Here is a 24,308-nt window from a genome sequence, read left to right on the forward strand (position 1 = left end):
CGGGACCGGAATCAAAAGGTTATTGAAGAACGAAATAATCGTAGCGCATCGACACCGTGACCTGGAACGGCTCGGCCTGCTCGATCACGCTGGCCCGGCGTTCGGCACTGGCGCGCCAGCCGTGGGGCGTCATGGCCAGCAGGTTGGCGCGGTCCTGGCCACTGTCGAGGGTCAGCTTGAATTCGAGGGTTTCGCTGTGATCCAGCACCATGCCCGGCGGCACCAGGGCCAGGTGCTTGTCGTCGGTGTATTCGCGCACTTCGTCGTACAGGCGCTCGCGCAACTCCATCAGGTGGCCGGCGGTGGGGCCGACTTTCATCAGGCCGCCGCCGGGGCTGAGCAAGCGCTTGGCCTCTTGCCAGTCCAGCGGGCTGAACACGCTGGCCAGGAACTGGCAGCAGCCGTCCGCCAGCGGCACCCGGGCCATGCTGGCGATCAACCAGGTCAGCTGCGGGTTGCGTTTGCAGGCGCGCTTGACCGCCTCGCGGGAAATGTCCAGGGCATAGCCATCGGCCTGGGGCAACGCCTCGGCGATCTGCGCGGTGTAGTAACCCTCGCCGCAGCCGATGTCCAGCCAGCGCCCGGGCGCGCGTTCGGCGGCCAGTTCCGCCAGGCGCCGGGCGACCGGGGCGTAATGCCCGGCGTTGAGGAAGTCGCGGCGGGCTTCGACCATCGCCTGGTTGTCGCCGGGGTCGCGGCTGTTCTTGTGCTGCACCGGCAGCAGGTTCAGGTAACCCTGCCGCGCGCGGTCGAAGCGGTGGCCGGCCGGGCACACCACACCGTTGTCCACCGCGTTCAGCGGTTCACTGCAGATCGGGCAGGCGAGCATCAGGCGAGCAACTTGATCAGCGTCTTGTAGTAGATCTCGGTCAGCACATCGAGATCGGCGGCCAGCACGCGTTCGTTGACCTGGTGGATGGTCGCGTTGACCGGCCCCAGTTCCACCACTTGCGTGCCCATGGTGGCGATGAAGCGACCGTCGGACGTGCCGCCGCTGGTGGACGCCTGGGTCTCGCGCCCGGTGACGTCCTTGATGCTCGACGATACGGCGTCGAGCAGCGCACCGGGTTCGGTGAGGAACGGCAGGCCGGACAGCGCCCAGTCGATGTGCCAATCCAGCTGATGCTTGTCGAGGATATCGGCAACGCGCTGTTGCAGGCCTTCGACGGTGGACTCGGTGGAAAAGCGGAAGTTGAACACCGCCACCAGATCACCGGGGATCACGTTGGTCGCGCCGGTGCCGGAATTGAGGTTGGAGATCTGGAAACTGGTCGGCGGGAAGAAGTCGTTGCCATGGTCCCAATGCTCGTCGGCCAGTTCGGCCAAGGCGGGCGCGGCCAGGTGGATCGGGTTCTTCGCCAGGTGTGGATAAGCCACGTGGCCTTGCTTGCCGCGCACGGTCAACTTCGCGCCGAGGGAACCGCGTCGGCCATTCTTGACCACGTCGCCCACCAGCGTGGTGCTCGACGGCTCGCCGACGATGCACCAGTCCAGTCGCTCCTGGCGGGCCTTGAGGCGCTCGATCACGGCTTTGGTGCCGTGGTGGGCCGGGCCTTCTTCATCGCTGGTGATCAGGAAGGTCAGCGAACCCTTGTGGTCCGGGTAGTCGGCGACGAACCGTTCGGCCGCCACGACCATCGCCGCCAGGCTGCCTTTCATGTCCGCCGCGCCACGGCCGCAGAGCATGCCCTGTTCGTCGATGACCGCATCGAACGGGTCGAGCTGCCAGGCCTGCACCGGACCGGTCGGCACCACGTCGGTGTGCCCGGCGAAGCACAGCACCGGACCGCCATGTTTGCCATGGCTGGCCCAGAAGTTATCCACATCCTCGATGCGCATCGGCTCGAGCGTAAAGCCCGCGTTGCCCAGGCGCTGCATCATCAGTTTCTGGCAATCGGCATCCACCGGCGTCACGGACGGACGGCGGATCAGGTCGCAGGCGAGTTGCAGGGTCGGCGAGAGGTCGGCGTGGGCCGTCATGGAAAACTCCGGAAAGCTGGAAAGGAGATCACAGTCCATGTGGGAGCGGGCTTGCTCGCGAAGGCGTCATCACTGACGCTAAAAGCTTCGCGAGCAAGCCCGCTCCCACAGGTCCTGAGTTCGACCGTTGGATTGTATTCGGTCGAGGCTTACAAAATGGCGGTTATCTTATAGCAAAACGACCACCATGGGCCCCTGGCGCGGGACCGGTGGAACACAAAAACTGTGGGAGCGAGCCTGCTCGCGATAGCGGTGGATCAGCCGGCATTTATATTGACTGAACTGACGCTATCGCGAGCAGGCTCGCTCCCACAGAGGTTTTGCTTAAATTGCCGAGACAAAGCCCTATAATGCGCGCCGGTTTTTGGGGTAATGGTCATGAGTACAGAAGATCCACGGTTTGCCGGTATCGCCCGTTTGTATGGCATCGAAGGCCTGGAGCGCCTGCGGGCGGCCCATGTGGCGATTGTCGGGGTTGGCGGTGTCGGCTCCTGGGCGGCGGAAGCCATCGCCCGTTGCGGCGTGGGCGAGATCTCGCTGTTCGACCTGGACGATGTCTGCGTGAGCAACGCCAACCGTCAGTTGCATGCCCTGGACAGCACCGTCGGCAAGCCCAAGGTCGAGGTCATGGCCGAGCGGCTGCGCGGGATCAACCCCGACTGCACCGTGCACGCGGTGGCCGACTTTGTCACCCGCGACACCATGGCCGAGTACATCACGCCGAACATCGACTGCGTGATCGACTGCATCGACAGCGTCAACGCCAAGGCTGCGCTGATCGCCTGGTGCAAGCGCCGCAAGATCCAGATCATCACCACCGGCGGCGCAGGCGGGCAGATCGACCCGACGCTGATCCAGGTCTGCGACTTGAACCGTACGTTCAACGATCCGCTGGCCTCCAAGGTGCGCTCCACCTTGCGCCGCGACTACGGTTTCTCCCGCACCGTGACCCGCCACTACAGCGTGCCTTGCGTGTTCTCCACCGAACAACTGCGCTACCCGAAACCGGACGGCAGCATTTGCTTGCAGAAGAGTTTTGTCGGCGACGGCGTCAAGCTCGACTGCGCCGGTGGGTTTGGCGCGGTGATGATGGTCACGGCGACGTTCGGCATGGTCGCGGCGACCAAGGCTGTGGATAAGATCGTGGCGGGCGTGCGGCGGCCGGCGGACAGGGTCAAACCCGAACAGTGACCGCTCTTGTGGCGAGGGGATTTATCCCCGCTGGGCTGCGAAGCGGCCCCCAAACCAGGCAACTCAGTATGCCAAGAGGATTGAGGTCACAGCTTTAGAGGGGCTGCTTCGCAGCCCAACGGGGATAAATCCCCTCGCCACAATTATTGCGTCAATTCGCGCATCCGCTGTAGCACCGCATTCAAGCCATTGCTACGCGACGGCGACAACTGCCGCGACAATCCCAACTGATTGAACCAGTCCGGCAAGTCCACCTGTTGTAGTTCAGCGGCGGACAAACCGTTGACCCGCGCCAGCAGCAACGCCACCAACCCACGGATCAACCGCGCATCACTGCTGGCACAAAACTGCCAGTGCCCGTCGTGCAACTGACCCACTAACCACACCTGACTTTCACAGCCGTGGACGAGGTTGGCCTCGCACTTGTCCTCGTCGCTCAGAGGCGGGAGGCGCTCGCCCCATTGCATCAGCAGCCGGGCGCGTTGTTCCCAGCCCGAGGCTTCCTGGAAAATCTGCAGCGCTGTGGCGGCCTCGGCGGGCAGGTTCATCGGAGCATCTCCAGGGCCTGGTCCAGGGCCTCGAAGAAGCGTTCGAGATCGGCGGAGTCGTTGTACAGCGCCAGCGACACCCGAATCGCCCCGGACAGCTTCAAATGTTTGAATAGCGGCATCGCGCAGTGATGCCCGGCGCGCACGGCGATGCCTTGCTCGGTCAGCAGGTGCGCCAGGTCGGCGTTGTGGATGCCGTCGACCACGAAGCTGACCAGGGCCAGGCGCGGGTTGCCCACCAGGCGAACGCCGTTGCGGGCCAACAGGCCATGGAGCAGGTAGTCATGCAGCGCTGCCTCATGCTCGATGATCGCCTGCGGGTCGAGGTCGGACAGGTAATCCAGGGTCGCCCCCAGGCCGATCACGCTGGCAATCGGTGGCGTGCCGGCTTCGAAACCCAGCGGCGCCGGGCGGAAGCTGGCGCTGTGGTAATCGGCCTGTTGCACCATTTCGCCGCCGAACTGCCAATGACGCAGGTTGCCGAGGGCTTCGGTACGGCCAAACAGCACGCCCAGCCCGTCGGGGCCGTAGAGTTTGTGGCTGGAAAACACATAAAAGTCGCAGCCCAATGCCTCGACGTCGTGGCGGCCATGGACCACGCCTTGGGCGCCGTCGATCACCGTCAGCGCGCCCTGGGCCTTGGCCAGCGCCAGCAGCGCCGGCACCGGCTGCCAGGCCCCGAGCACATTGGATAACTGGCTCACCGCCAGCAAGCGCGTACGCGGGCCGATCAGTTCGGCGGCGGCGCCAGGGTCGATCACCCCGTTGGCATCCAGTGGCAGCACCACCAGGGTCAACGAACGGCGCTCGGCCAGTTGCTGCCACGGCAGCAGGTTGGCGTGGTGTTCCAGGGCGCTGATGACGATCTCGTCACCCGGGTTGAATAGATGCTCCAGCCCGTAGGCCAGTAGGTTCAGCGCCGAAGTGGCACCGTGGGTGAAGACCACTTGCCCGCAGTTTCCGGCATTGAGCCATTGCGAAACCTTGAGGCGGCTGTCCTCGAACGCCTGGGTGGCATGGGCGCCCGGCAAATGTTGCGCCCGGTGCACGTTGGCCGCGCCATTGGCGTAGTAATGCGTCAGGGCGTCCAACAGGGCTTGGGGTTTTTGCGTGGTGGCGGCGCTGTCCAGGTAGGTCTGGCCTTGCCGTTGCAGGGCGGCGATGGCCGGGAAATCGGCACGCCAGGGGGATTGGATCAACATGCTTTCGGGCCCTGCTGGAGGTACGCCGGCCCCTGTGAGGGCGGGCTTTTTTTTGTGGGAGCAAAGCTTGCTCGCGATGGCAGCGACACGGTTTACGGTGAGACCGCGTCATCGTTCATCGCGAGCAAGCTTTGCTCCCACAAAAAAAGCTCGCTCCCACAGGTGGGGTGTGAAGCGGCTTAGTTGTGGGCGTGCAGTGCTTCGTTCAGCTCGATGGCCGATTTATGCGTCTTGCATTCCACCGCACCGGTCTCGGAGTTGCGGCGGAACAACAGGTCGGGCTGGCCGGCCAGGTCGCGGGCCTTGACCACTTTGACCAGTTGGTTGTTTTCGTCCAGCAGCTTCACTTTGGTGCCAGCGGTCACGTACAGGCCCGACTCCACGGTGTTGCGGTCGCCCAGCGGGATACCGATGCCGGCGTTGGCGCCGATCAGGCAGCCTTCGCCGACCTTGATCACGATGTTGCCGCCGCCCGACAGGGTGCCCATGGTCGAGCAACCGCCGCCCAGGTCCGAACCCTTGCCGACGAATACGCCCGCCGAAACACGGCCTTCGATCATGCCCGGGCCTTCGGTGCCGGCGTTGAAGTTGACGAAACCTTCGTGCATTACGGTGGTGCCTTCGCCCACGTAGGCGCCCAGGCGGACCCGCGCGGCATCGGCGATACGCACGCCGGCCGGGACCACGTAGTCGGTCATTTTCGGGAACTTGTCCACCGAGAACACTTCCAGCAACTCGCCACGCAGGCGGGCTTCGAGCTGGTGCTCGGCCAGTTCGCTCAAGTCGATCGCGCCCTGGCTGGTCCAGGCCACGTTCGGCAGCAGCGGGAAGATGCCGGCCAGGTTCAGGCCATGAGGCTTGACCAGGCGATGGGACAGCAGGTGCAGCTTGAGGTAAGCCTCAGGTGTGGAAGACAGTTGGGCGTCTTCGGCCAGCAGCGTGGCGACCAGCGGCTTGTGGCTTTCGGCCAGGCGGGTCAGCAGCGCGGCTTGCGCGGCATCGACGCCCTTGAGGGCTTCTGCCAGTTGCGAGGCCTGGGCGGTGGTGAAAGTGATGGCCTGGTTGCCTTCGCTGTAGCCAAGGATTGGCGCGATGGCTGCGACGATGTCAGCCGACGGGTTGAGCAGCGGCTGTGCGTAGAACACTTCAAGCCAGGCGCCTTGACGGTTTTGAGTGCCGACACCGAAGGCCAGGCTGAACAGGGTAGTGGACATGAAATTACCTCTACAAAATGGACTGGGCAGGCTTACTTGATCTCTGCCGCATAAATATCTGGCTTGAAGCCAATCAGGGTTCGGTCACCGAGGTCAAGCACCGGGCGCTTGATCATCGAGGGTTGGGCGAGCATCAGTTCGATGGCTTTCGGCTGGTCGAGATCGGCTTTGCGTTCGTCGTCGAGTTTGCGAAAGGTCGTACCGGCACGGTTCAACACCACTTGCCAGCCATGCTCGTTGCACCATTGGGTCAGGTGCTCACGGTCGATGCCGGCAGTTTTGTAATCGTGAAAGTCATAGCGCACCGCGTGCTCATCGAGCCAGGTACGCGCTTTTTTCATCGTATCGCAGGCTTTGATGCCGAAAAGCTGTAAGTGCTTGTTTTCCTTGGGCATGAATGCTCCCCCAAAACGTTCCCGGTATCGTCCTGAAAATCAGCGGACGATTATGCCACGTCGTTCCTTTCAGTGCCTTGACTGTCGCGACGGATCGGACGAGGCGGAACCGACAGGAAAGAGGTGACCACACAGCACGGGTAAACCCAGCACTTTTGCGTACAAGAGGCCCGCCCATGGATTCCATCTCTCTGACACTACCCCATCCACTGATGCATCAAACTGAAGAAACACTCCCGCCCCATTCAACGACATCGACCACCAGGACCGCCGCATCCGTCCCGATCGGCCCTGTCTCGGCTGAACAGGACCTGGCAAATCGCACTGGTGCAATCAAGGCCCAGCTCACCCGGGTATTCGAGCCGCACATAAACGGTGCCAATCGCGAGGCCTTCGAAGCATTGATCGACGATCGTTCGCGTACCTTGGCCAATGACGGGGAAACCGCGGAAAGCGTCGATGCCGTGCTGACTAAAGGCTCGCGGCTGGATCGCGCGTCCCATGACACTGTTGGATTCCTTCGTTCGGTTCCCTTCGGCGCGGCGTCCATCGCGCTGGACTTCGTTCCGGCGGTGACCGGCAATGGCTCGATTACCGCGCCGTTGGCGCTGTCGGCAATTGCCGGCCTGGTCAGCAGCGCCACCGACACGGTCGGCAATGGCCTGATCAAGCGCGCCACCAGCGACACCCAGTGGCTGGTGGCTGAAAATGCCGATCTGGAGCCGGTCATGCAGGAAGCCGCCCAGGCGGTGAAGCCGAGCCTGACGACCCAGGCTATCGAAGGCAGCCTGACGTTCCAGACCTTCTCCGCGCGAAACGTGTTGCGCACGGTCATCCAACCCGTCGTGACGAAGACCGTCGATGCGCAAACGGGCAGCAAGGTGGACTCGGTGATAGCTGCCATCGGCTCTCCGCTTTCAGGCATGGCCGCTTATGACCTGCAACATTCCATCGATAAATCCAAACACCGGGTTGGCCCGGAATACTTGCTGGGGCGTCAAGACTGGCACCAGCGTTACAAGGACCTCAAGAATTATGGCGTAGGGAGTGCAGCGATGGGCATTGCGAAGCGGGTCGGCAGCCTGCCGCTGGACGCGATGCGCGATGGCAGCAAATCGCTGCAAGCCTTGGTTACGCCGACAGGCTTGGTCAGTGGTCTCGGAGCGTTGGCCGGCGGTATTACTGCGATCGGCATGGCCCAGACCGCCGCTGTCAACGCCGCCAGGCGCGCCGGGATTTCGCCTGCGGGTGTTGCGGCGGCGGGCAAGGCGACGGTTACGGCGACGATGGCCCCGGTGCTCGCCGCCTGGGTGACCACGGCTGTGATGACCCAACCGTTGGCGGACAAGGCTTCTGCTGCGTTGGACAGGCTTTCCGCCGGTCCCGCGCATCCGGATGAGCTGGAGGGAATGTTGCCCTTGGTCGAAAGGTCGACGGCCGAACCGATCGTGGAAGACAGCGACAACGAGGGTGACAGCGTCGATTTTGTCTCGGCCCGCTCGACGCTCAGTGCTGCTGAGCGAGCTGTTTAGCGTCGGCTAGTCGCCGGTCGCTCCTGCCGCATGGAGGTTAGGAGCGGCCAGGGGGCGGCTTCAATCGACACGCAACTGAGCGTGCTTGGCCCCGTCTGCGTGGCTGGGTCAACCCGAAGAGGGACCCAGACTCCTGCCAGCGTTCACTGGTGACGGGGCGATCATGGTTGCCGGTAATAACGAATTCAAGCCAGCTTGATTCTTGAAACAGGGCTACATGAGATCTGTTGAGCTTCTAAACCAATAAAATCAATGGGTTGTTCTATGGAGGCCGGTTTTATTTCTTTTTTTGTCTGAGCAAGCGATCGTGGTCTGTCAGACGCGCCGAAGTTTCCGACAAGTTTTTAAGGTTGTCCGTCGGAAGCGAGGGCCCTAGCCTCTGGGTGTCGCTGCCAATTCAGCGGCCGGACGTGAGAATCCGAATAAAAAACCTCTAGGAGCAAGGGCTTCTGCGCTATCCGGGCGCGGGGCTTTACATACTTCAGCTCTAGGGAGCAATTTTGGTGGACAAGAAAGAGACTCAAAACGCACCAAAGCCCGCATCCACTTTCCCCTACGGCGATTACGCACCCGAAAAGCTGCAAGAGGCCGCTGACCGTGTGCTGGATCATTACCTCAAACCTGACGACAGCAAGTCAGAACCCAAGCCCTCAGTACAGTTATTCACCGTGGCTGACGGTATCGACACCGAAGTGTTGCTGGCCAACCTCAGTGAAACCCTGGCTTCGGCCAATGCGATGCTCAATGACCTTGCCTTCGATCAGGACGGCTCGCGACGACATGTCGCATTGGGAGTCGCCCAGATGATTGAGTTGGGGATGTTGTTGGCGAACAAGTGCCTGGATCGGGTAGAGCTTCGGACTTGATGTAATAAGTGCCGGCCTCATCGCGAGCAAGCTTTGCTCCCACAGGATCTGGTATCGATCACAGGTTGTGTGAGCCACACAAATCCACTGTGGGAGCAAAGCTTGCTCGCGATAAATCGAAGGCAAATACAAAAATAACTGTGAAGCACTGAACCTGTGGCGAGGGGATAAATCCCCTCGCCACAACAGCCCCGATACAGCCATCAACCCCGACGCTGGATGAACGCGCGGATTCGCTCCGCCGCTTCCACGCATTCAGCCAATGGCGCAACCAGGGCCATGCGCACGCGCCCGGCGCCTGGGTTGACGCCGTCCACGTCGCGGGACAGGTAGGAGCCCGGTACGACCGTCACGTGCTCCTGTTCGAACAGGTCCCGGCAGAACGCCGCATCATCGCCCGCTACGTTCGGCCACAGGTAGAAGCTGCCATCGGGACGCTGTACGTCCAGCACCGGGCTGAGGATCTCCAGCACGGCGTCGAATTTCTCGCGGTACAGCGCGCGGTTGGCGCGTACGTGCACTTCGTCGTTCCACGCCGCAATGCTCGCCAGTTGGGTCTGAACCGGCATCGCGCAGCCGTGGTAGGTGCGGTACAGCAGGAAACCCTTGAGGATCTCCGCGTCGCCAGCCACGAAACCGGAACGCAGGCCGGGCAGGTTGGAGCGTTTGGACAGGCTGTGGAACACCACGCAGCGCTTGAAATCCTTGCGACCGAGTTCGACACAGGCGCTGAGCAGCCCCGGCGGCGGGGTTTGTTCGTCGAAGTACAGTTCGCTGTAGCACTCGTCCGCAGCGATGACGAAGTCATGTTCGTCAGCCAGGGCGATGAGTTTCTTCAGCACATCCACCGGGATCAGCGCACCGGTCGGGTTGCCAGGGGAGCACAGGAACAGGATCTGGCAGCGTTTCCAGATGTCCGGCGATACGGCATCGAAATCCGGATTGAAGCCGTTCGCGTCCAGGCACGGCAGGTAGTGCGGCTTGGCCCCGGCCAGGAACGCGGCGCCTTCGTAGATCTGGTAGAACGGGTTCGGGCTGACCACCAGGGCGTCGTCGCCACGGTTGACCACGGTCTGGGTGAAGGCGAACAGGGCTTCACGGGTGCCATTGACCGGCAGCACATGGCGCGCCGGGTCCAGCCAGCCGTTTGGCACGTTGAAGCGGCGCTCGCACCAACCGGTGATGGCCTCACGCAACTCCGGGATGCCGAGGGTGGTCGGGTACACCGCCATCTTCTCCAGATTGCTGGCCAGGGCTTCAGCCACGAAGCTGGGCGAGCGATGCTTGGGTTCGCCGATGGACAGGGCGATCGGGCGTTTGTCCGGGTTGGGCGTGACGCTGCCAAGCAAGGCGCGGAGCTTTTCGAACGGGTAGGGCTGGAGCTGGTTCAGAGCGTTGTTCATCGAGGGCCTCTTTCAATGTGGGAGCGAGCCTGCTCGCGATAGCGGTGTGTCAGGAAACATCAATGCTGGATGTTCCGCCGCCATCGCGAGCAGGCTCGCTCCCACAGGGGAAATTTGTTCGTTTAGATGCTGATACGTGTCATGTGAGCATCGGGTTCCTGGTTGACGCTCAAATGCTGCACGATCGCTTCCTGCAGGCGGCTGCACAGCTGCGGATCGGACAGCGGATGGTTATGCGCGTCGGTGATGAAGAAGACGTCTTCCACCCGTTCGCCGAGGGTGGCGATCTTGGCGTTTTGCAGCGACAGGTCGAACTCCAGGAAAATATGGCCGATCCGCGCCAGCAGGCCCGGGCGGTCCGGGGCGCTGAGCTCCAGCACGGTGACCTGGCGCTGGGCGTCGTTGTGGATCGTCACCTGGGGCGCGAAGGCGAAATGCTTGAGCTGGCGCGGCACCCGGCGCTGGATGATGGTCGGGTAGTCCGCCGGGTTGCGCAGGGCTTCGGTCAGGCCGTCGCGAATCTTCTTGACCCGCGCCGGGTTGTCGCCAATCGAGTCGCCGTCGGTGTCGAGCACGATGTAGGTGTCGAGGGTGAACTGGCTGCTCGAGGTGATGACCCGGGCGTCATGGATGTTGAGGTTGAGCTGGTCCATCGCCGCCACGGTCACGGCGAAGAAGTCGTGCTGGTCCGGGGCGTAGATGAAGATCTGCGTGCCGCCCTCGAACTCGCGCTGGGTGGTTTCCTTGATCAGCACCAGCGGCCCGGCATCGGCCGGTTGCTGGAGGATCGCGTCGCTGTGCCAGGCCACGTCGCCGGCGGTGTGGCGCAGGAAATAGTCATCGCCCAATTGCGACCAGAGCTGCTCGACATCGTCCGGATCGGTGCCGCCGCGTACCAGGATGTCCAGGGCGGCGCTTTGGGTTTGACGGATTTGTTCTTCGCGGTCCACCGGGTTTTCCAGGCCACGGCGCAAGGCCCGCTTGGTCTCGGTGTAGAGCTGGCGCAGCAGGCTGGCGCGCCAGGAATTCCACAGGCTCGGGTTGGTGGCGTTGATGTCGGCCACGGTCAGCACGTAGAGGTAATCCAGGCGTGTTTCATCGCCGACGATCTGGGCGAAGTCGTGGATCACCTGCGGGTCGGACAAGTCCTTGCGCTGGGCGGTGGTCGACATCATCAGGTGGTTCTGCACCAGCCAGACGATCAGCCGGCTGTCCCACAGGGGCAGTTGATGGCGCTGGCAGAACGCCTCGGCATCCACCGCGCCAATCTCGGAATGATCGCCCTGGCGGCCCTTGCCGATATCGTGATACAGCCCTGCCATGTAGATCAGTTCGGGCTTGGGCAACTTGGCCATGAGCTTGCTGGCCAGCGGGAATTTCTCCGACACCTGGGTGTACTGCAGCTTACGCAGGTGCTTGATCAGGTTCAGGGTGTGGGCATCGACCGTATAGATATGGAACAGGTCGTGTTGCATTTGCCCGACGATGAAACCGAACTCCGGCAGATAGCGCCCGAGGATCCCGTAGCGATTCATGCGCCGCAGGTTGCGGTGCACGCCGATCCGGCATTTGAACAGCTCGATGAACAGGCTGGTGTTGCGGATGTCGTTACGGAAATCTTCATCGATCAGGTGACGGTTTTCCCGCAGCAGGCGAATGGTGTCGGCGCGCACCCCCTTGATTTCCGGCTGCTGGGCCATGAGCACGAATATTTCGAGCATGGCGAAGGGCGTGCGGCGGAACACATAGTCGTGACGCGCTTCGATGTAGCCGTCGTGCAGTTGGAAACGTGAGTTGATCGGCTGCGGCGGTTCTTCGTCCTCGGGGGCGAGGATGACTTCCTCGAAGTGCTGGATGATCAGTTCGCTGAGCTGGGCAATGCTCATCACCACGCGGTAGTACTGCTGCATGAAATTTTCGATGGATTGCTTGGCATCCTGCCCTTCGAAACCCAACAGGCTGGCGATGGAGCGCTGGTGGTCGAACAGCAGGCGGTCCTCGGAGCGCCCGGCGAGCATGTGCAGGGCGTAGCGGACCTTCCACAGAAATTCCTGGGAGGAGGCCAGCAAGGCGTTTTCGCTTTCCACCAGGAAACCTTCACCGGCCAGGGCGCGCAGGTTCAGCGTCCCGTACTGGCGGCGGGCGACCCAGAGGATGGTCTGGATGTCCCGCAGCCCGCCGGGCGAGCCCTTGACGTTGGGCTCCAGGTTGTATTCGGTGTCGTTGTACTTGTGGTGGCGAGCCTTCTGCTCGGCGTGCTTGGCCAGGAAAAAGTCCTTGCTGGGCCACATGTGCGCCGTGCTGGTGACGTCGAGCATGCGCTGGCGCAGGTGCTCGGGGCCGGCGACGGTGCGGCTTTCCATCAGGTTGGTGATCACCGTCAGGTCGGCGCGGGCCTCGTCGGCGCATTCCTGCACCGAGCGCACGCTCTGGCCGACCTCCAGGCCGATGTCCCACAGCAGCGTCAGGAACCGCTCGATGGAGTCACGGAAAACTTCATGATCGGCGCTGTCCAGCAGGATCAGCAAGTCGATGTCGGAGTAGGGATGCAGCTCGCCACGTCCATAGCCGCCCACCGCCACCAGGGCGATGTCGGCGTCTTCGCTCCAGTCGAACTGCTCCCAGGCCTTTTGCAGGATGTTATCGACGAACCAGGCGCGGTCCTCGATCAGCCGACGAATGTCCCGGCCATTGCGAAAGCGCTGGTCGAGCACTTCGTGGGCCTGGCGGATCGCCTTCTTGAACGCCGAGATGGGGCTTGCCTTCAGGGCCAGTTCAGCCTGGAACTGGCCGCGGTCGAAGAGTTCGGGATCCACCTGCGGCATTGAATGACTTTCCTTTCTATCTATATCTATAGGCTGGGTTCGGATCAGGCGGAAACGCGAGGGATGGTGTCATCGCTGCGCAGGGTGAAGATCTCGTAGCCGGTCTCGGTGACCAGCAAGGTGTGTTCCCACTGGGCCGACAGCTTGCGATCCTTGGTGATGGCCGTCCAGCCGTCGCCCAGCACCTTGGTGTCGGCGCGGCCCTGGTTGATCATCGGCTCGATGGTGAAGGTCATGCCGGCCTGCAGTTCCATGCCGGTGCCGGCACGGCCGTAGTGCAGGATCTGCGGTTCTTCGTGGAACACCTTGCCGATGCCGTGGCCGCAGAACTCGCGTACCACCGAGAAGCCGTTCTTCTGCGCGTGCTTCTGGATCACTTCGCCGATGTCACCCAGGCGGCAGCCCGGTTTCACCAGTTCGATGGCCATGTACATGCATTCCTGGGTGACCTTGGACAGGCGCTCGGCCCACTCCGGCACGTTGCCGACATGGAACATGCGGCTGGTGTCGCCGTGAAAGCCGTCCTTGATGACGGTAACGTCGATGTTCACGGTGTCGCCATCCTTCAACGGTTTTTCGTTGGGGATGCCGTGGCAGACCACGTGGTTGATCGAGGTGCAGATCGACTTCGGGAAGCCTTTGTAGTTGAGCGGGGCCGGGATGGCTTTCTGCTCGTTGACGATGTAGTCGTGGCAGATGCGGTCCAGCTCTTCGGTGGTCACACCAGGCTTGACGTAGTCGGCGATCATCTCCAGCACATCGGCGGCGAGTTTGCCGGCGACACGCATTTTGGCGATGTCCTCGGGAGTCTTGAGGGTAACGGTCATACAGGCTCTCTCTGCGCCCGACGGCGCTGTTCAAAACGAAATGGGCGGCGGATGATGCTTCACGTGGCCCTGAAAGAGGCGATTCTAACAGACGATCAGCGCAAATCCGCGTCCACATGCATCGCTTCTCTCTATAAGGGTGTGCATCCACTGCCCATGAAAGGGCTGTGGGAGGGGCTCCTCACCAGGATTTCAGAATCCGTGTTCCGTTTTCGCCCTTGCTGTGGTATAAAATGCGCCGCTTTCCGGGGATGACCCCGCAAGCTTAAATCCACACACGTGTCGACACGATGACCTGGGTGCCTTTGGCTTTTATAGCCGCTGGTTGGTCATTGGGATACGTGGAGGCCAAACCCGACTTATCAAGGAACTATCATGTCCCAAGTCAACATGCGCGATATGCTGAAGGCCGGTGTGCACTTCGGTCACCAGACCCGTTACTGGAACCCGAAAATGGGTAAGTACATTTTCGGCGCGCGTAACAAGATCCACATCATCAACCTTGAAAAAACCCTGCCGATGTTCAACGAAGCACTGACCTTCGTAGAGCGCCTGGCCCAGGGCAAAAACAAGATTCTGTTCGTCGGCACCAAGCGTTCCGCTGGCAAGATCGTTGCTGAAGAAGCAGCACGTTGCGGTTCGCCGTACGTCGATCACCGCTGGTTGGGCGGCATGCTGACCAACTTCAAGACCATTCGCGCTTCCATCAAGCGTCTGCGTGACCTTGAAGTCCAGTCCGAAGACGGTACTTTCGCCAAGCTGACCAAGAAAGAAGCGCTGATGCGCACTCGCGATCTTGAGAAGCTGGACCGCTCCCTGGGCGGTATCAAGGACATGGGCGGTCTGCCTGACGCACTGTTCGTGATCGACGTTGATCACGAGCGCATCGCGATCACCGAAGCCAACAAGCTGGGTATCCCGGTCATCGGCGTTGTCGACACCAACAGCAGCCCGGAAGGCGTTGACTACATCATCCCAGGCAACGATGACGCCATCCGCGCCATCCAGCTGTACATGGGTTCGATGGCTGACGCTGTTATCCGTGGTCGCAACAACGTGAATGGCGGCACCGAAGTCTTCGCTGAAGAAGCTCCGGCAGCAGCCGCTGAGTAATTGACGCCCTGGCGTTGACTCAGTAAGCAAAAAGGGGGCTTGGCCCCCTTTTTGCCACCTCGAAAACCATTTGCCGCCAGCGCAGTGACCTGTTTGTAACCTGCCGCGGCCTATAAGCAGTGGTTTTCCAGGAAGAATTGATCGCCCGTTCGATCGGGTGGAATGGTTGAAAACCTATCCAAGAGGATTTTGAAATGGCAGAGATTACTGCAGCGTTGGTCAAAGAACTGCGCGAGCGTACCGGCGAAGGCATGATGGATTGCAAGAAAGCCTTGACCAAGGCTGGCGGCGACATCGAGAAAGCCATTGATGACATGCGCGCTTCGGGCGCCATCAAGGCTGCCAAGAAAGCTGGCAACATTGCCGCTGAAGGCGCGATCGGCATCAAGGATGACGGTAAAGCTGCCGTTATCATCGAAGTCAACTCGCAGACTGACTTCCTGGCCCTGCAAGACGACTTCAAAGCATTCGTTGCTGCCAGTGTAGAAAAAGCATTCGCCGACAAACTGACCGACGCAGCTCCGCTGATCGCCGCTCAGGAATCGGCTCGTGAAGCCCTGGTTGCCAAAGTAGGCGAAAACGTCAACATCCGTCGTCTGGTTCGCGTCGAAGGTGATGTTGTCGGTTCCTACCTGCACGGCAACAAGATCGGCGTCGTCGTGGCCCTCAAAGGCGGCAACGTCGAGCTGGCCAAAGACATCGCGATGCACGTCGCTGCCAGCAACCCTGAGTTCCTGCTGCCGTCGGAAGTATCCGCTGACGCCATCGAGCGTGAAAAAGCTGTGTTCATGCAGCTCAACGAAGACAAGATCAAAGGCAAGCCAGCCGAAATCGTTGAAAAAATGGTTGCTGGTCGTATCACCAAGTTCCTGGCTGAAGCCAGCCTGGTTGAGCAGGCGTTCGTCAAGAACCCTGAAATCAAGGTCGGTGAACTGGCCAAGAAAGGCGGCGCTGAAATCGTTTCCTTCACCTACTTCAAAGTGGGCGAAGGCATCGAGAAGCCAGTAGACAACTTCGCTGAAGAAGTTGCTGCTCAGCTGGCTGCCAGCAAGCAATAAGACAGTTTTTATAACTGTCGCCCTGAAGAGGCTGCCCGCTTAACGCGCGCAGCCTCTTTTTGGATGGGGATGCCGATTTTTATTGGTTTCCTGTCGGAACTGGCTTACAAAGCCGTGTTCCGATGGCGCTGTGTCAGCGTCAAGCTAGAGTGAACGCAGGCTGAAAACAGCTTGCAAAGAATTTTTTGAACACATACGCCGCAGGAGAGATTCGCAATGGCTCAGCAGGGCAGTGGTTATCAGGCTCGCTATAAACGCATTCTACTCAAGCTTAGCGGCGAGGCCCTGATGGGCTCGGAAGAGTTCGGGATCGATCCGAAAGTGCTGGATCGCATGGCCCTGGAAGTCGGCCAACTGGTCGGGATCGGCGTTCAGGTCGGCCTGGTCATCGGCGGCGGCAACCTGTTCCGCGGCGCAGCGCTGAGCGCGGCCGGCATGGATCGGGTCACGGGCGACCACATGGGCATGCTGGCCACTGTGATGAACGCCCTGGCTATGCGTGACGCGCTGGAGCGTGCCAATATCTCGGCCATCGTGATGTCGGCCATTTCCATGGTGGGCGTGACCGATCACTACGACCGCCGCAAAGCCATGCGCCACCTCAACGCCAAGGAAGTGGTGATTTTTGCCGCCGGTACCGGTAATCCGTTCTTCACCACGGACTCGGCCGCCTGCCTGCGAGCGATCGAGATCGATGCCGATGTCGTGCTCAAGGCCACCAAGGTCGATGGCGTTTATACCGCTGACCCGTTCAAAGACCCGCATGCCGAGAAGTTCGATCATCTGACCTACGATGAAGTGCTGGATCGCAAGCTGGGTGTAATGGATCTGACGGCTATCTGCCTGTGCCGCGACCACAAGATGCCGCTGCGCGTCTTTAACATGAACAAGCCCGGTGCCCTGCTGAACATCGTCCATGGCGGCGCCGAAGGAACACTGATCGAGGAAGCTCAACAATGATCAACGAAATCAAAAAAGACGCTGAACAGCGCATGCAGAAATCCCTGGAGTCCCTGGCGCACAACTTCGGTCGCATCCGCACCGGCCAGGCGCACCCGAGCATCCTCGAGGGCGTGATGGTGCCGTACTACGGCTCCGACACCCCGATCAAGCAAGTGGCCAACATCACCGTCAAGGATGCGCGTACCCTGCAGGTCGTGGCCTTTGAGCGCAACATGCTGGGCGCAGTCGACAAGGCCATTGGCAGTGCCGGCCTGAACCTGAACCCGACCAACCTGGGTGAGCTGCTGCTGATCTCCATGCCGGCCCTGACCGAGGAAACCCGCAAGGGCTTCACCAAGCAGGCCCGTGATGTGGCTGAAGACGCCCGTGTTGCCGTGCGCAACATCCGTCGTGATGCCAACAGCCAGCTCAAGGACCTGGTCAAGGAAAAGGAAATCAGCGAAGACGAAGAGCGTCGTGCCACTGGCGAGATCGACGACCTGACCAAGAAGTACGTGGCTAAGATCGACGCGGATTTGGCGCAGAAAGAAAAAGACCTGATGGCCGTATAAGGGTCTCGTTTTCATGGAAAAGACCAAGCAGGCCGTGCCGTTCGTGGTGCCGCGCCACGTGGCGATCATCATGGACGGCAATAACCGCTGGGCCAAGAAACGCTTTATGCCTGGCGTCGCCGGGCACAAGGCGGGGGTCGACGCGGTTCGTGCGGTCATCGAGGTGTGCGCCGAGGCAGGGGTCGAGGTGCTGACCCTGTTCGCCTTCTCCAGCGAGAACTGGCAGCGCCCGGCCGATGAAGTCAGTGCCTTGATGGACCTGTTCCTCAAGGCCCTGCGTCGCGAGGCCAAGCGCCTCAACGATAACAAGATCAGCCTGCGGATCATCGGTGATCGCTCGCGCTTTCATCCTGAGTTGCAGGCTGCGATGCGCGAAGTCGAGGCCGCGACCGCGGGCAACGACCGGTTTGTCCTGCAGATCGCCGCCAACTATGGCGGTCAGTGGGACATTGCCCAGGCCGCCCAGCGGCTGGCGCGGGAAGTCCAGGCCGGGCACTTGCGCCCGGAAGACATCACGCCGGAACTGCTGCAGACCTGTCTGGCGACCGGCGACCTGCCGTTGCCAGACCTGTGCATCCGTACCGGTGGCGAGCATCGCATCAGCAACTTCCTGCTCTGGCAGTTGGCTTATGCCGAGTTGTATTTCTCCGACCTGTTCTGGCCGGACTTCAAACACGAAGCCATGCGCACTGCGCTAGCCGATTTCGCTTCCCGTCAGCGTCGCTTTGGTAAAACGAGCGAGCAGATCGAAGCTGGAGCCCGGGTTTAATGCTTAAACAACGAATCATCACTGCCTTGATCCTGTTGCCCATCGCCCTGGGCGGTTTCTTCCTGCTCAAAGGTGCCGGTTTTGCGCTGTTCATCGGGCTGGTCGTGACCTTGGGTGCGTGGGAGTGGGCGCGGCTGGCGGGTTTTCCTGCGCAGTCGGCGCGCGTGGCCTACGCAGCGGCCGTGGCGGCCATGCTGTTCATCATGTACGTGGTACCCGGCCTCGGGCCTTGGGTGTTGGGTGCCGCGGTGCTGTGGTGGGCGACAGCGACCTTCCTGGTCCTGACCTATCCGCGGACTACCCATCATTGGGCCAATGCGGCGACCAAGCTGGTGATCGGCCTGCTGATCCTGCTGCCGGCCTGGCAGGGGCTGATCTGGATCAAGCAAGGCCCGCTGGGCAACTGGCAGATCATGGCTGTGATGGTGTTGGTCTGGGGTGCCGACATCGGTGCCTATTTTTCCGGTAAGGCCTTCGGCAAGCGCAAGCTCGCACCGAAAGTCAGTCCCGGCAAGAGCTGGGAAGGCGTCTATGGTGGCCTGGCCTTGAGCCTGGTGATCACCACTGTGGTCGGTTTCGTGCGGGACTGGACGGTCGCGCAATTGCTGATGGGCCTGATTGGCGCCGCCCTGATCGTCTTTGTGTCCGTGGTCGGCGACCTGACCGAAAGCATGTTCAAGCGTCAATCCGGGATCAAGGACAGCAGTAACCTGCTGCCCGGTCACGGTGGTGTGCTGGATCGCATCGACAGTCTTACCGCTGCGATCCCGGTCTTTGCCGTGCTGTTGTGGATGGCGGCATCGTGAGTCGCCCCCAGCAGATCACGGTCCTTGGTGCGACCGGTTCGATCGGCCTGAGTACGCTGGACGTCATCGGCCGGCACCCGGAGCGTTACCAGGTGTTCGCCCTCAGCGGTTTCACGCGCTTGAGTGAATTGCTGGCGCTGTGCGTGCGCCACACGCCACGGTTTGCCGTGGTGCCTGAGGCTGGTCTGGCGCGGGGGTTGCAGGACGATCTGCGCGCAGCCGGTTTGCAAACCCGCGTGCTGGTGGGCGAGGAGGGGCTCTGCCAAGTGGCTTCCGACCCCGAAGTCGACGCCGTGATGGCGGCCATCGTCGGTGCGGCAGGTTTGCGCCCGACGCTGGCGGCGGTGGAGGCCGGCAAGAAGATCCTGCTGGCCAACAAAGAGGCGCTGGTGATGTCCGGCGCGCTGTTCATGCAGGCTGTGCGCAAAAGTGGTTCGGTGTTGCTGCCCATCGACAGCGAGCACAATGCGATTTTTCAATGCATGCCGCAGGATTTTTCCCGTGGCCTCGGCGCGGTAGGGGTCCGGCGGATTTTGCTGACAGCCTCCGGTGGTCCGTTCCGGCAGACACCGCTGGAAGAATTGGTGCATGTTTCACCCGAGCAGGCCTGTGCGCACCCGAACTGGTCCATGGGGCGCAAGATTTCCGTGGATTCGGCCAGCATGATGAACAAGGGGCTGGAACTGATCGAGGCCTGTTGGCTGTTCGATGCCAAGCCGTCCCAGGTCGAGGTGGTGATTCATCCCCAGAGCGTGATTCACTCCCTGGTGGACTACGTCGACGGTTCGGTGCTGGCCCAGTTGGGCAATCCGGACATGCGCACGCCGATCGCCAACGCCCTGGCCTGGCCGGAGCGCATCGACTCAGGTGTTGCCCCGCTGGACCTGTTCGCCATCGCTCGCCTGGATTTCCAGGCGCCCGATGAGCAGCGTTTCCCCTGCCTGCGCCTGGCGCGTCAGGCGGCCGAGGCGGGCAACAGTGCCCCGGCGATGCTTAATGCCGCCAATGAAGTGGCGGTTGCAGCGTTTCTCGATGGACGTGTCCGTTACCTCGAGATCGCGAGTATCATCGAGGAAGTCTTGAATCTCGAGGCCGTGGTTTCGGTCAATGACCTCGATGCGGTATTTACGGCGGATGCCAGGGCTCGTGAGTTGGCGGGCCAATGGCTGCAGCGCCACGGGCGTTGAAGCTGCGATACGTTAGCCAGGGTTGCCCTGGACAGGATTGCGGAGAAAACAGATGAGCGCGCTCTATATGATTGCTGGCACCCTGATAGCCTTGGGGGTGTTGGTCACATTTCACGAATTCGGTCATTTCTGGGTCGCGCGGCGCTGTGGCGTCAAGGTCCTGCGTTTTTCCGTGGGCTTTGGCATGCCCTTGCTGCGCTGGCACGACAAGAAAGGCACCGAGTTCGTCGTGGCGGCCATCCCGCTGGGCGGCTACGTCAAGATGCTCGACGAGCGCGAAGGCGAAGTCCCGGCCGACCAGCTCGATCAATCCTTCAATCGCAAGACCGTCCGTCAGCGTATCGCCATCGTCGCGGCGGGACCGATTGCCAACTTCCTGCTGGCCATGGTGTTTTTCTGGGGCCTGGCCATGCTGGGCAGCGAGCAGGTGCGTCCGGTCATTGGTGGGGTAGAGGCCGGCAGCGTTGCCGCCCGTGCCGGGCTGGGTGCCGGGCAGGAAATCGTTGCCATCGATGGGGAGGCGACGTCCGGCTGGGCGGCGGTCAATCTGCAATTGGTACGTCGCCTGGGTGAGAGCGGTTCGTTGCAATTGATGGTGCGTGAGCAGGGTTCCACGGTGGATTCGCCTCGCGAACTGATCCTGGACAACTGGCTCAAGGGTGCCGATGAGCCGGATCCGATCCGCTCCCTGGGGATCAAGCCATGGCGTCCGGCGTTGCCGCCGATCCTCGCCGAGCTCGATCCGAAAGGCCCGGCCCACGCCGCAGGCCTGAAGACCGGCGACCGCTTGCTGGCGCTCGACGGCCAGCCGGTCAGCGACTGGCAGCAGGTGGTCGATTCGGTTCGTGTACGTCCTGATACTAAAATTGTGCTGCGCGTTGAGCGCGACGGTGCTCCAATCGACGTCCCGGTGACCCTGGCCGCCCGTGGCGAGAGCAAGGCGCCGACCGGTTACCTGGGAGCGGGTGTCAAGGCGGTCGACTGGCCGCCGGAAATGATCCGTGAGGTCAGCTTCGGCCCTGTGGCGGCGATTGGCGAGGGTGCGCGGCGTACCTGGACCATGAGCATCCTGACGCTGGACTCGCTCAAGAAAATGTTGTTCGGCGAGCTCTCGGTAAAAAACTTGAGTGGACCGATAACCATTGCTAAAGTGGCGGGCGCTTCTGCCCAGTCGGGCGTTGCTGATTTCCTGAATTTCCTTGCTTATCTGAGCATTAGCCTGGGGGTTCTGAATTTGTTGCCCATCCCGGTACTGGATGGGGGGCATCTGCTGTTTTATCTGATCGAGTGGGCGCGTGGTCGTCCCTTGTCGGATCGGGTGCAGGGTTGGGGGATACAGATCGGTATCAGCTTGGTGGTCGGGGTCATGTTGCTTGCCCTCGTCAACGATCTGGGTCGTCTGTAACGCTTCGCTGAATTGCGAATCTGCCGCATTTTGCGGCAGTTTGTTTATTGCCAGTTGGAATAAGAAAGGACTTCATGAAACGTCTGCTGCTAACTGCGGTTCTCACCGTATTGATGATCGCCGAAGTTCACGCCGAGTCCTTCACTATCTCTGATATTCGCGTCAATGGCCTCCAGCGGGTCTCCGCGGGTAGCGTCTTTGGTGCCTTGCCGTTGAACGTCGGCGAGCAGGCGGATGATCGGCGCCTGGTGGAATCCACGCGTGCGCTCTTCAAGACCGGCTTCTTTCAAGATATCCAACTGGGCCGTGACGGCAATGTCCTGGTCATCACCGTTGTCGAGCGTCCGTCGGTCGCCAGTATCGAGATCGAGGGCAACAAGGCGATCTCCACTGAAGACCTGATGAAGGGCCTCAAGCAATCCGGTCTGGCCGAAGGCGAGATCTTCCAGCGCGCCACCCTCGAAGGTGTACGTAACGAGCTGCAACGCCAGTACGTTGCCCAGGGCCGCTACTCGGCCACCGTCGACACCGAAGTGGTGCCGCAGCCGCGCAACCGCGTCGGCCTGAAGGTCAATATCAACGAAGGCACCGTGGCGGCCATCCAGCACATCAACGTGGTGGGCAACACGGTTTTCCCTGAAGAAGACCTGGTCGACCTGTTCGAGCTCAAGACCACCAACTGGCTGTCGTTCTTCAAGAACGACGACAAGTACGCCCGTGAAAAACTCTCCGGTGACCTGGAGCGTCTGCGTTCCTACTACCTGGACCGTGGCTACATCAACATGGACATCGCTTCGACCCAGGTGTCCATCACCCCGGACAAGAAGCACGTCTACATTACCGTCAACGTCAACGAAGGCGACAAGTACACCGTTCGTGACGTCAAGCTCAGCGGTGACCTGAAGGTCCCTGAAGACCAGGTCAAGTCGCTGCTGCTGGTGCAGAAGGGCCAGGTGTTCTCGCGCAAGCTGATGACCACCACGTCCGAGCTGATCACCCGTCGCCTGGGTAACGAGGGCTACACCTTCGCCAACGTCAACGGCGTGCCACAGCCGCACGATGAAGACCACACCGTCGACATCACCTTCGCCGTGGACCCGGGCAAGCGTGCCTACGTCAACCGTATCAACTTCCGTGGCAACACCAAGTCCGAAGACGAAGTGCTGCGCCGTGAAATGCGCCAGATGGAAGGTGGCTGGGCGTCGACCTACCTGATCGACCAGTCCAAGACCCGCCTGGAGCGCCTGGGCTTCTTCAAGGAAGTCAACGTCGAGACCCCGGCCGTGCCGGGCGTCGATGACCAGGTCGATGTGAACTACAGCGTCGAAGAGCAAGCTTCCGGCTCGATCACTGCCAGCGTCGGTTTTGCCCAGAGCGCCGGCCTGATCCTCGGTGGCTCGATCACCCAGAACAACTTCCTGGGTACCGGTAACAAGGTCAGCATCGGCTTGACCCGCAGCGAATACCAGACCCGCTACAACTTCGGTTACGTGGACCCCTACTGGACCGCTGATGGTGTGAGCCTGGGCTACAACGCCTTCTATCGCACCACTGACTATGACGAGCTCGATTCCGATGTCTCCAGCTATGCAGTAGACAGCTTGGGTGCCGGCGTCAACGTGGGTTATCCAATCAGCGAGACTTCGCGGCTTACATTCGGTCTCACTGCCCAGCAGGATGAGATCAGCACTGGCCGCTATACCGTTGACGAGATCTTCGATTTTGTCGAGAAGGAAGGCGACAAGTACCTGAACTTCAAGGCCTCTGCCGGTTGGTCCGAGTCGACCTTGAACAAAGGTGTGTTGGCAACCCGTGGTCATTCCCAGAGCCTGGTATTGGAAACGACCACCCCTGGCAGTGACCTCTCGTTCTTCAAGCTCGACTACCGTGGCCAGCTGTTCCAGCCGTTGAGCGACAACTACACCATGCGCCTGCACACCGAGCTGGGCTATGGCGATGGTTACGGCTCGACTGATGGCCTGCCGTTCTACGAGAACTACTATGCTGGTGGTTTCAACTCGGTTCGTGGCTTCAAGGACAGTACCCTGGGCCCGCGCAGTACGCCGAGCCGGGGTGCAGCTGTTACAGGCAACCAGGGGACCATCGCGGACCCGGATCAGGATCCGCTGCCATTTGGTGGCAACGTCCTCATCCAGGGCGGCGCCGAACTCCTGTTCCCGATGCCGTTTGTCAAAGATCAGCGCTCCTTGCGTACCTCGGTATTCTGGGATGTGGGTAACGTGTTCAACTCCAGTTGCGATGACACCACCAACGCCAACGGCACCCGGTCCAATGCTAAGTGCAACGACATCAGCCTGAGCAACCTGGCCAGCTCCGTGGGTGTGGGCGTGACCTGGGTTACCGCACTGGGCCCCTTGAGCTTCGCATTGGCGATGCCGATCAAGAAGCCGGATGACGCTGAAACCCAAGTGTTCCAATTCTCCCTCGGCCAGACGTTCTAAGCGTTTGACCC

Annotated in this window: 21 protein-coding genes; 12 read left to right on the forward strand and 9 right to left on the reverse strand. The window is 61.3% G+C overall.

The features are described from left to right. Window positions 1-19: 19 nt before the first annotated feature. Together AD662_RS05340 and dapE are read right to left on the reverse strand one after the other, a co-directional pair. On the reverse strand, window positions 20-829 hold the full coding sequence (locus AD662_RS05340; protein WP_014336779.1) for a putative RNA methyltransferase: 810 nt from the start codon (window positions 827-829) through the stop codon (window positions 20-22). Beyond that, a complete protein-coding gene (gene dapE, locus AD662_RS05345) occupies window positions 829-1,980 on the reverse strand; it encodes a succinyl-diaminopimelate desuccinylase (protein ID WP_053185883.1) in 1,152 nt (383 codons plus the stop codon). Before dapE ends, AD662_RS05340 begins: the two co-directional genes overlap by 1 nt. Window positions 1,981-2,358: 378 nt before the next feature. Between dapE and tcdA the strand changes: the two genes are divergently transcribed. Then, entirely contained in the window at window positions 2,359-3,171 is an 813-nt protein-coding gene (gene tcdA, locus AD662_RS05350; RefSeq protein WP_018603749.1) for a tRNA cyclic N6-threonylcarbamoyladenosine(37) synthase TcdA, read from the forward strand. 143 nt (window positions 3,172-3,314) lie between these two features. Here tcdA and AD662_RS05355 read toward each other — a convergent pair whose 3' ends face one another. The 4 genes from AD662_RS05355 to AD662_RS05370 form a co-directional block, all read right to left on the reverse strand. Then, entirely contained in the window at window positions 3,315-3,719 is a 405-nt protein-coding gene (locus AD662_RS05355) for a SufE family protein (RefSeq protein WP_018603747.1), read from the reverse strand. Next, the gene (locus AD662_RS05360) at window positions 3,716-4,921 is read right to left on the reverse strand and encodes an aminotransferase class V-fold PLP-dependent enzyme (RefSeq protein ID WP_053185886.1); all 1,206 of its coding nucleotides are present in this window, start codon (window positions 4,919-4,921) and stop codon (window positions 3,716-3,718) included. The genes AD662_RS05355 and AD662_RS05360 overlap by 4 nt, the downstream gene beginning before the upstream one ends. A 179-nt stretch (window positions 4,922-5,100) precedes the next feature. After that, the gene (gene dapD, locus AD662_RS05365) at window positions 5,101-6,135 is read right to left on the reverse strand and encodes a 2,3,4,5-tetrahydropyridine-2,6-dicarboxylate N-succinyltransferase (RefSeq protein ID WP_003198211.1); all 1,035 of its coding nucleotides are present in this window, start codon (window positions 6,133-6,135) and stop codon (window positions 5,101-5,103) included. 32 nt (window positions 6,136-6,167) lie between these two features. Next, a complete protein-coding gene (locus tag AD662_RS05370; RefSeq protein ID WP_014336784.1) occupies window positions 6,168-6,530 on the reverse strand; it encodes an ArsC family reductase in 363 nt (120 codons plus the stop codon). Between the two features lie 176 nt (window positions 6,531-6,706). Between AD662_RS05370 and AD662_RS05375 the strand changes: the two genes are divergently transcribed. After that, complete coding sequence (locus AD662_RS05375) at window positions 6,707-8,062, forward strand: hypothetical protein (protein ID WP_053185889.1); 1,356 nt, start codon at window positions 6,707-6,709, stop codon at window positions 8,060-8,062. A gap of 503 nt (window positions 8,063-8,565) precedes the next feature. Beyond that, window positions 8,566-8,928: a DUF6124 family protein gene (locus tag AD662_RS05380; RefSeq protein ID WP_053178297.1), complete on the forward strand. Its 363-nt coding sequence runs from the start codon at window positions 8,566-8,568 to the stop codon at window positions 8,926-8,928. Between the two features lie 203 nt (window positions 8,929-9,131). On the opposite strand, the gene dapC is transcribed toward AD662_RS05380, so the two are convergent. From dapC to map, 3 genes are all read right to left on the reverse strand, one after another. Beyond that, window positions 9,132-10,331, reverse strand: a complete 1,200-nt coding sequence (gene dapC / locus AD662_RS05385; protein ID WP_053185892.1) for a succinyldiaminopimelate transaminase — start codon at window positions 10,329-10,331, stop codon at window positions 9,132-9,134. Window positions 10,332-10,453: 122 nt separating this feature from the next. Continuing rightward, window positions 10,454-13,156 carry a [protein-PII] uridylyltransferase gene (locus AD662_RS05390; protein WP_053185895.1) on the reverse strand — a complete coding sequence of 901 codons (2,703 nt, stop codon included), beginning with the start codon at window positions 13,154-13,156 and terminating at the stop codon, window positions 10,454-10,456. 44 nt (window positions 13,157-13,200) lie between these two features. Continuing rightward, the gene (gene map, locus AD662_RS05395; protein WP_018603733.1) at window positions 13,201-13,983 is read right to left on the reverse strand and encodes a type I methionyl aminopeptidase; all 783 of its coding nucleotides are present in this window, start codon (window positions 13,981-13,983) and stop codon (window positions 13,201-13,203) included. Between the two features lie 375 nt (window positions 13,984-14,358). Here map and rpsB point away from each other — a divergent pair, with 375 nt between their 5' ends. The 9 genes from rpsB (at window position 14,359) to bamA (ending at window position 24,297) form a co-directional block, all read left to right on the forward strand. Further along, window positions 14,359-15,096: a 30S ribosomal protein S2 gene (gene rpsB / locus AD662_RS05400; RefSeq protein WP_003198231.1), complete on the forward strand. Its 738-nt coding sequence runs from the start codon at window positions 14,359-14,361 to the stop codon at window positions 15,094-15,096. 194 nt (window positions 15,097-15,290) lie between these two features. After that, entirely contained in the window at window positions 15,291-16,154 is an 864-nt protein-coding gene (gene tsf, locus AD662_RS05405; RefSeq protein WP_024619613.1) for a translation elongation factor Ts, read from the forward strand. Window positions 16,155-16,370: 216 nt separating this feature from the next. Then, window positions 16,371-17,114 (forward strand): UMP kinase, encoded by a 744-nt coding sequence (pyrH, locus tag AD662_RS05410; RefSeq protein ID WP_003184915.1) that lies wholly within the window; start codon window positions 16,371-16,373, stop codon window positions 17,112-17,114. After that, window positions 17,111-17,668 (forward strand): ribosome recycling factor, encoded by a 558-nt coding sequence (gene frr, locus AD662_RS05415; protein ID WP_003198238.1) that lies wholly within the window; start codon window positions 17,111-17,113, stop codon window positions 17,666-17,668. The genes pyrH and frr overlap by 4 nt, the downstream gene beginning before the upstream one ends. Before the next feature lie 13 nt (window positions 17,669-17,681). Further along, window positions 17,682-18,437, forward strand: a complete 756-nt coding sequence (gene uppS, locus AD662_RS05420) for a polyprenyl diphosphate synthase (RefSeq protein ID WP_018603722.1) — start codon at window positions 17,682-17,684, stop codon at window positions 18,435-18,437. Beyond that, window positions 18,437-19,243 carry a phosphatidate cytidylyltransferase gene (locus AD662_RS05425; protein WP_018603719.1) on the forward strand — a complete coding sequence of 269 codons (807 nt, stop codon included), beginning with the start codon at window positions 18,437-18,439 and terminating at the stop codon, window positions 19,241-19,243. Before uppS ends, AD662_RS05425 begins: the two co-directional genes overlap by 1 nt. Continuing rightward, on the forward strand, window positions 19,240-20,430 hold the full coding sequence (ispC, locus tag AD662_RS05430; RefSeq protein ID WP_053185899.1) for a 1-deoxy-D-xylulose-5-phosphate reductoisomerase: 1,191 nt from the start codon (window positions 19,240-19,242) through the stop codon (window positions 20,428-20,430). The genes AD662_RS05425 and ispC overlap by 4 nt, the downstream gene beginning before the upstream one ends. A 52-nt stretch (window positions 20,431-20,482) precedes the next feature. Further along, complete coding sequence (gene rseP, locus AD662_RS05435) at window positions 20,483-21,835, forward strand: RIP metalloprotease RseP (protein WP_053185902.1); 1,353 nt, start codon at window positions 20,483-20,485, stop codon at window positions 21,833-21,835. 74 nt (window positions 21,836-21,909) lie between these two features. Next, entirely contained in the window at window positions 21,910-24,297 is a 2,388-nt protein-coding gene (bamA, locus tag AD662_RS05440; protein WP_018603712.1) for an outer membrane protein assembly factor BamA, read from the forward strand. Window positions 24,298-24,308 lie beyond the last annotated feature (11 nt).

It is taken from the genome of Pseudomonas kilonensis, assembly GCF_001269885.1.
In the GTDB taxonomy this organism is placed as follows: domain Bacteria; phylum Pseudomonadota; class Gammaproteobacteria; order Pseudomonadales; family Pseudomonadaceae; genus Aquipseudomonas; species Aquipseudomonas kilonensis.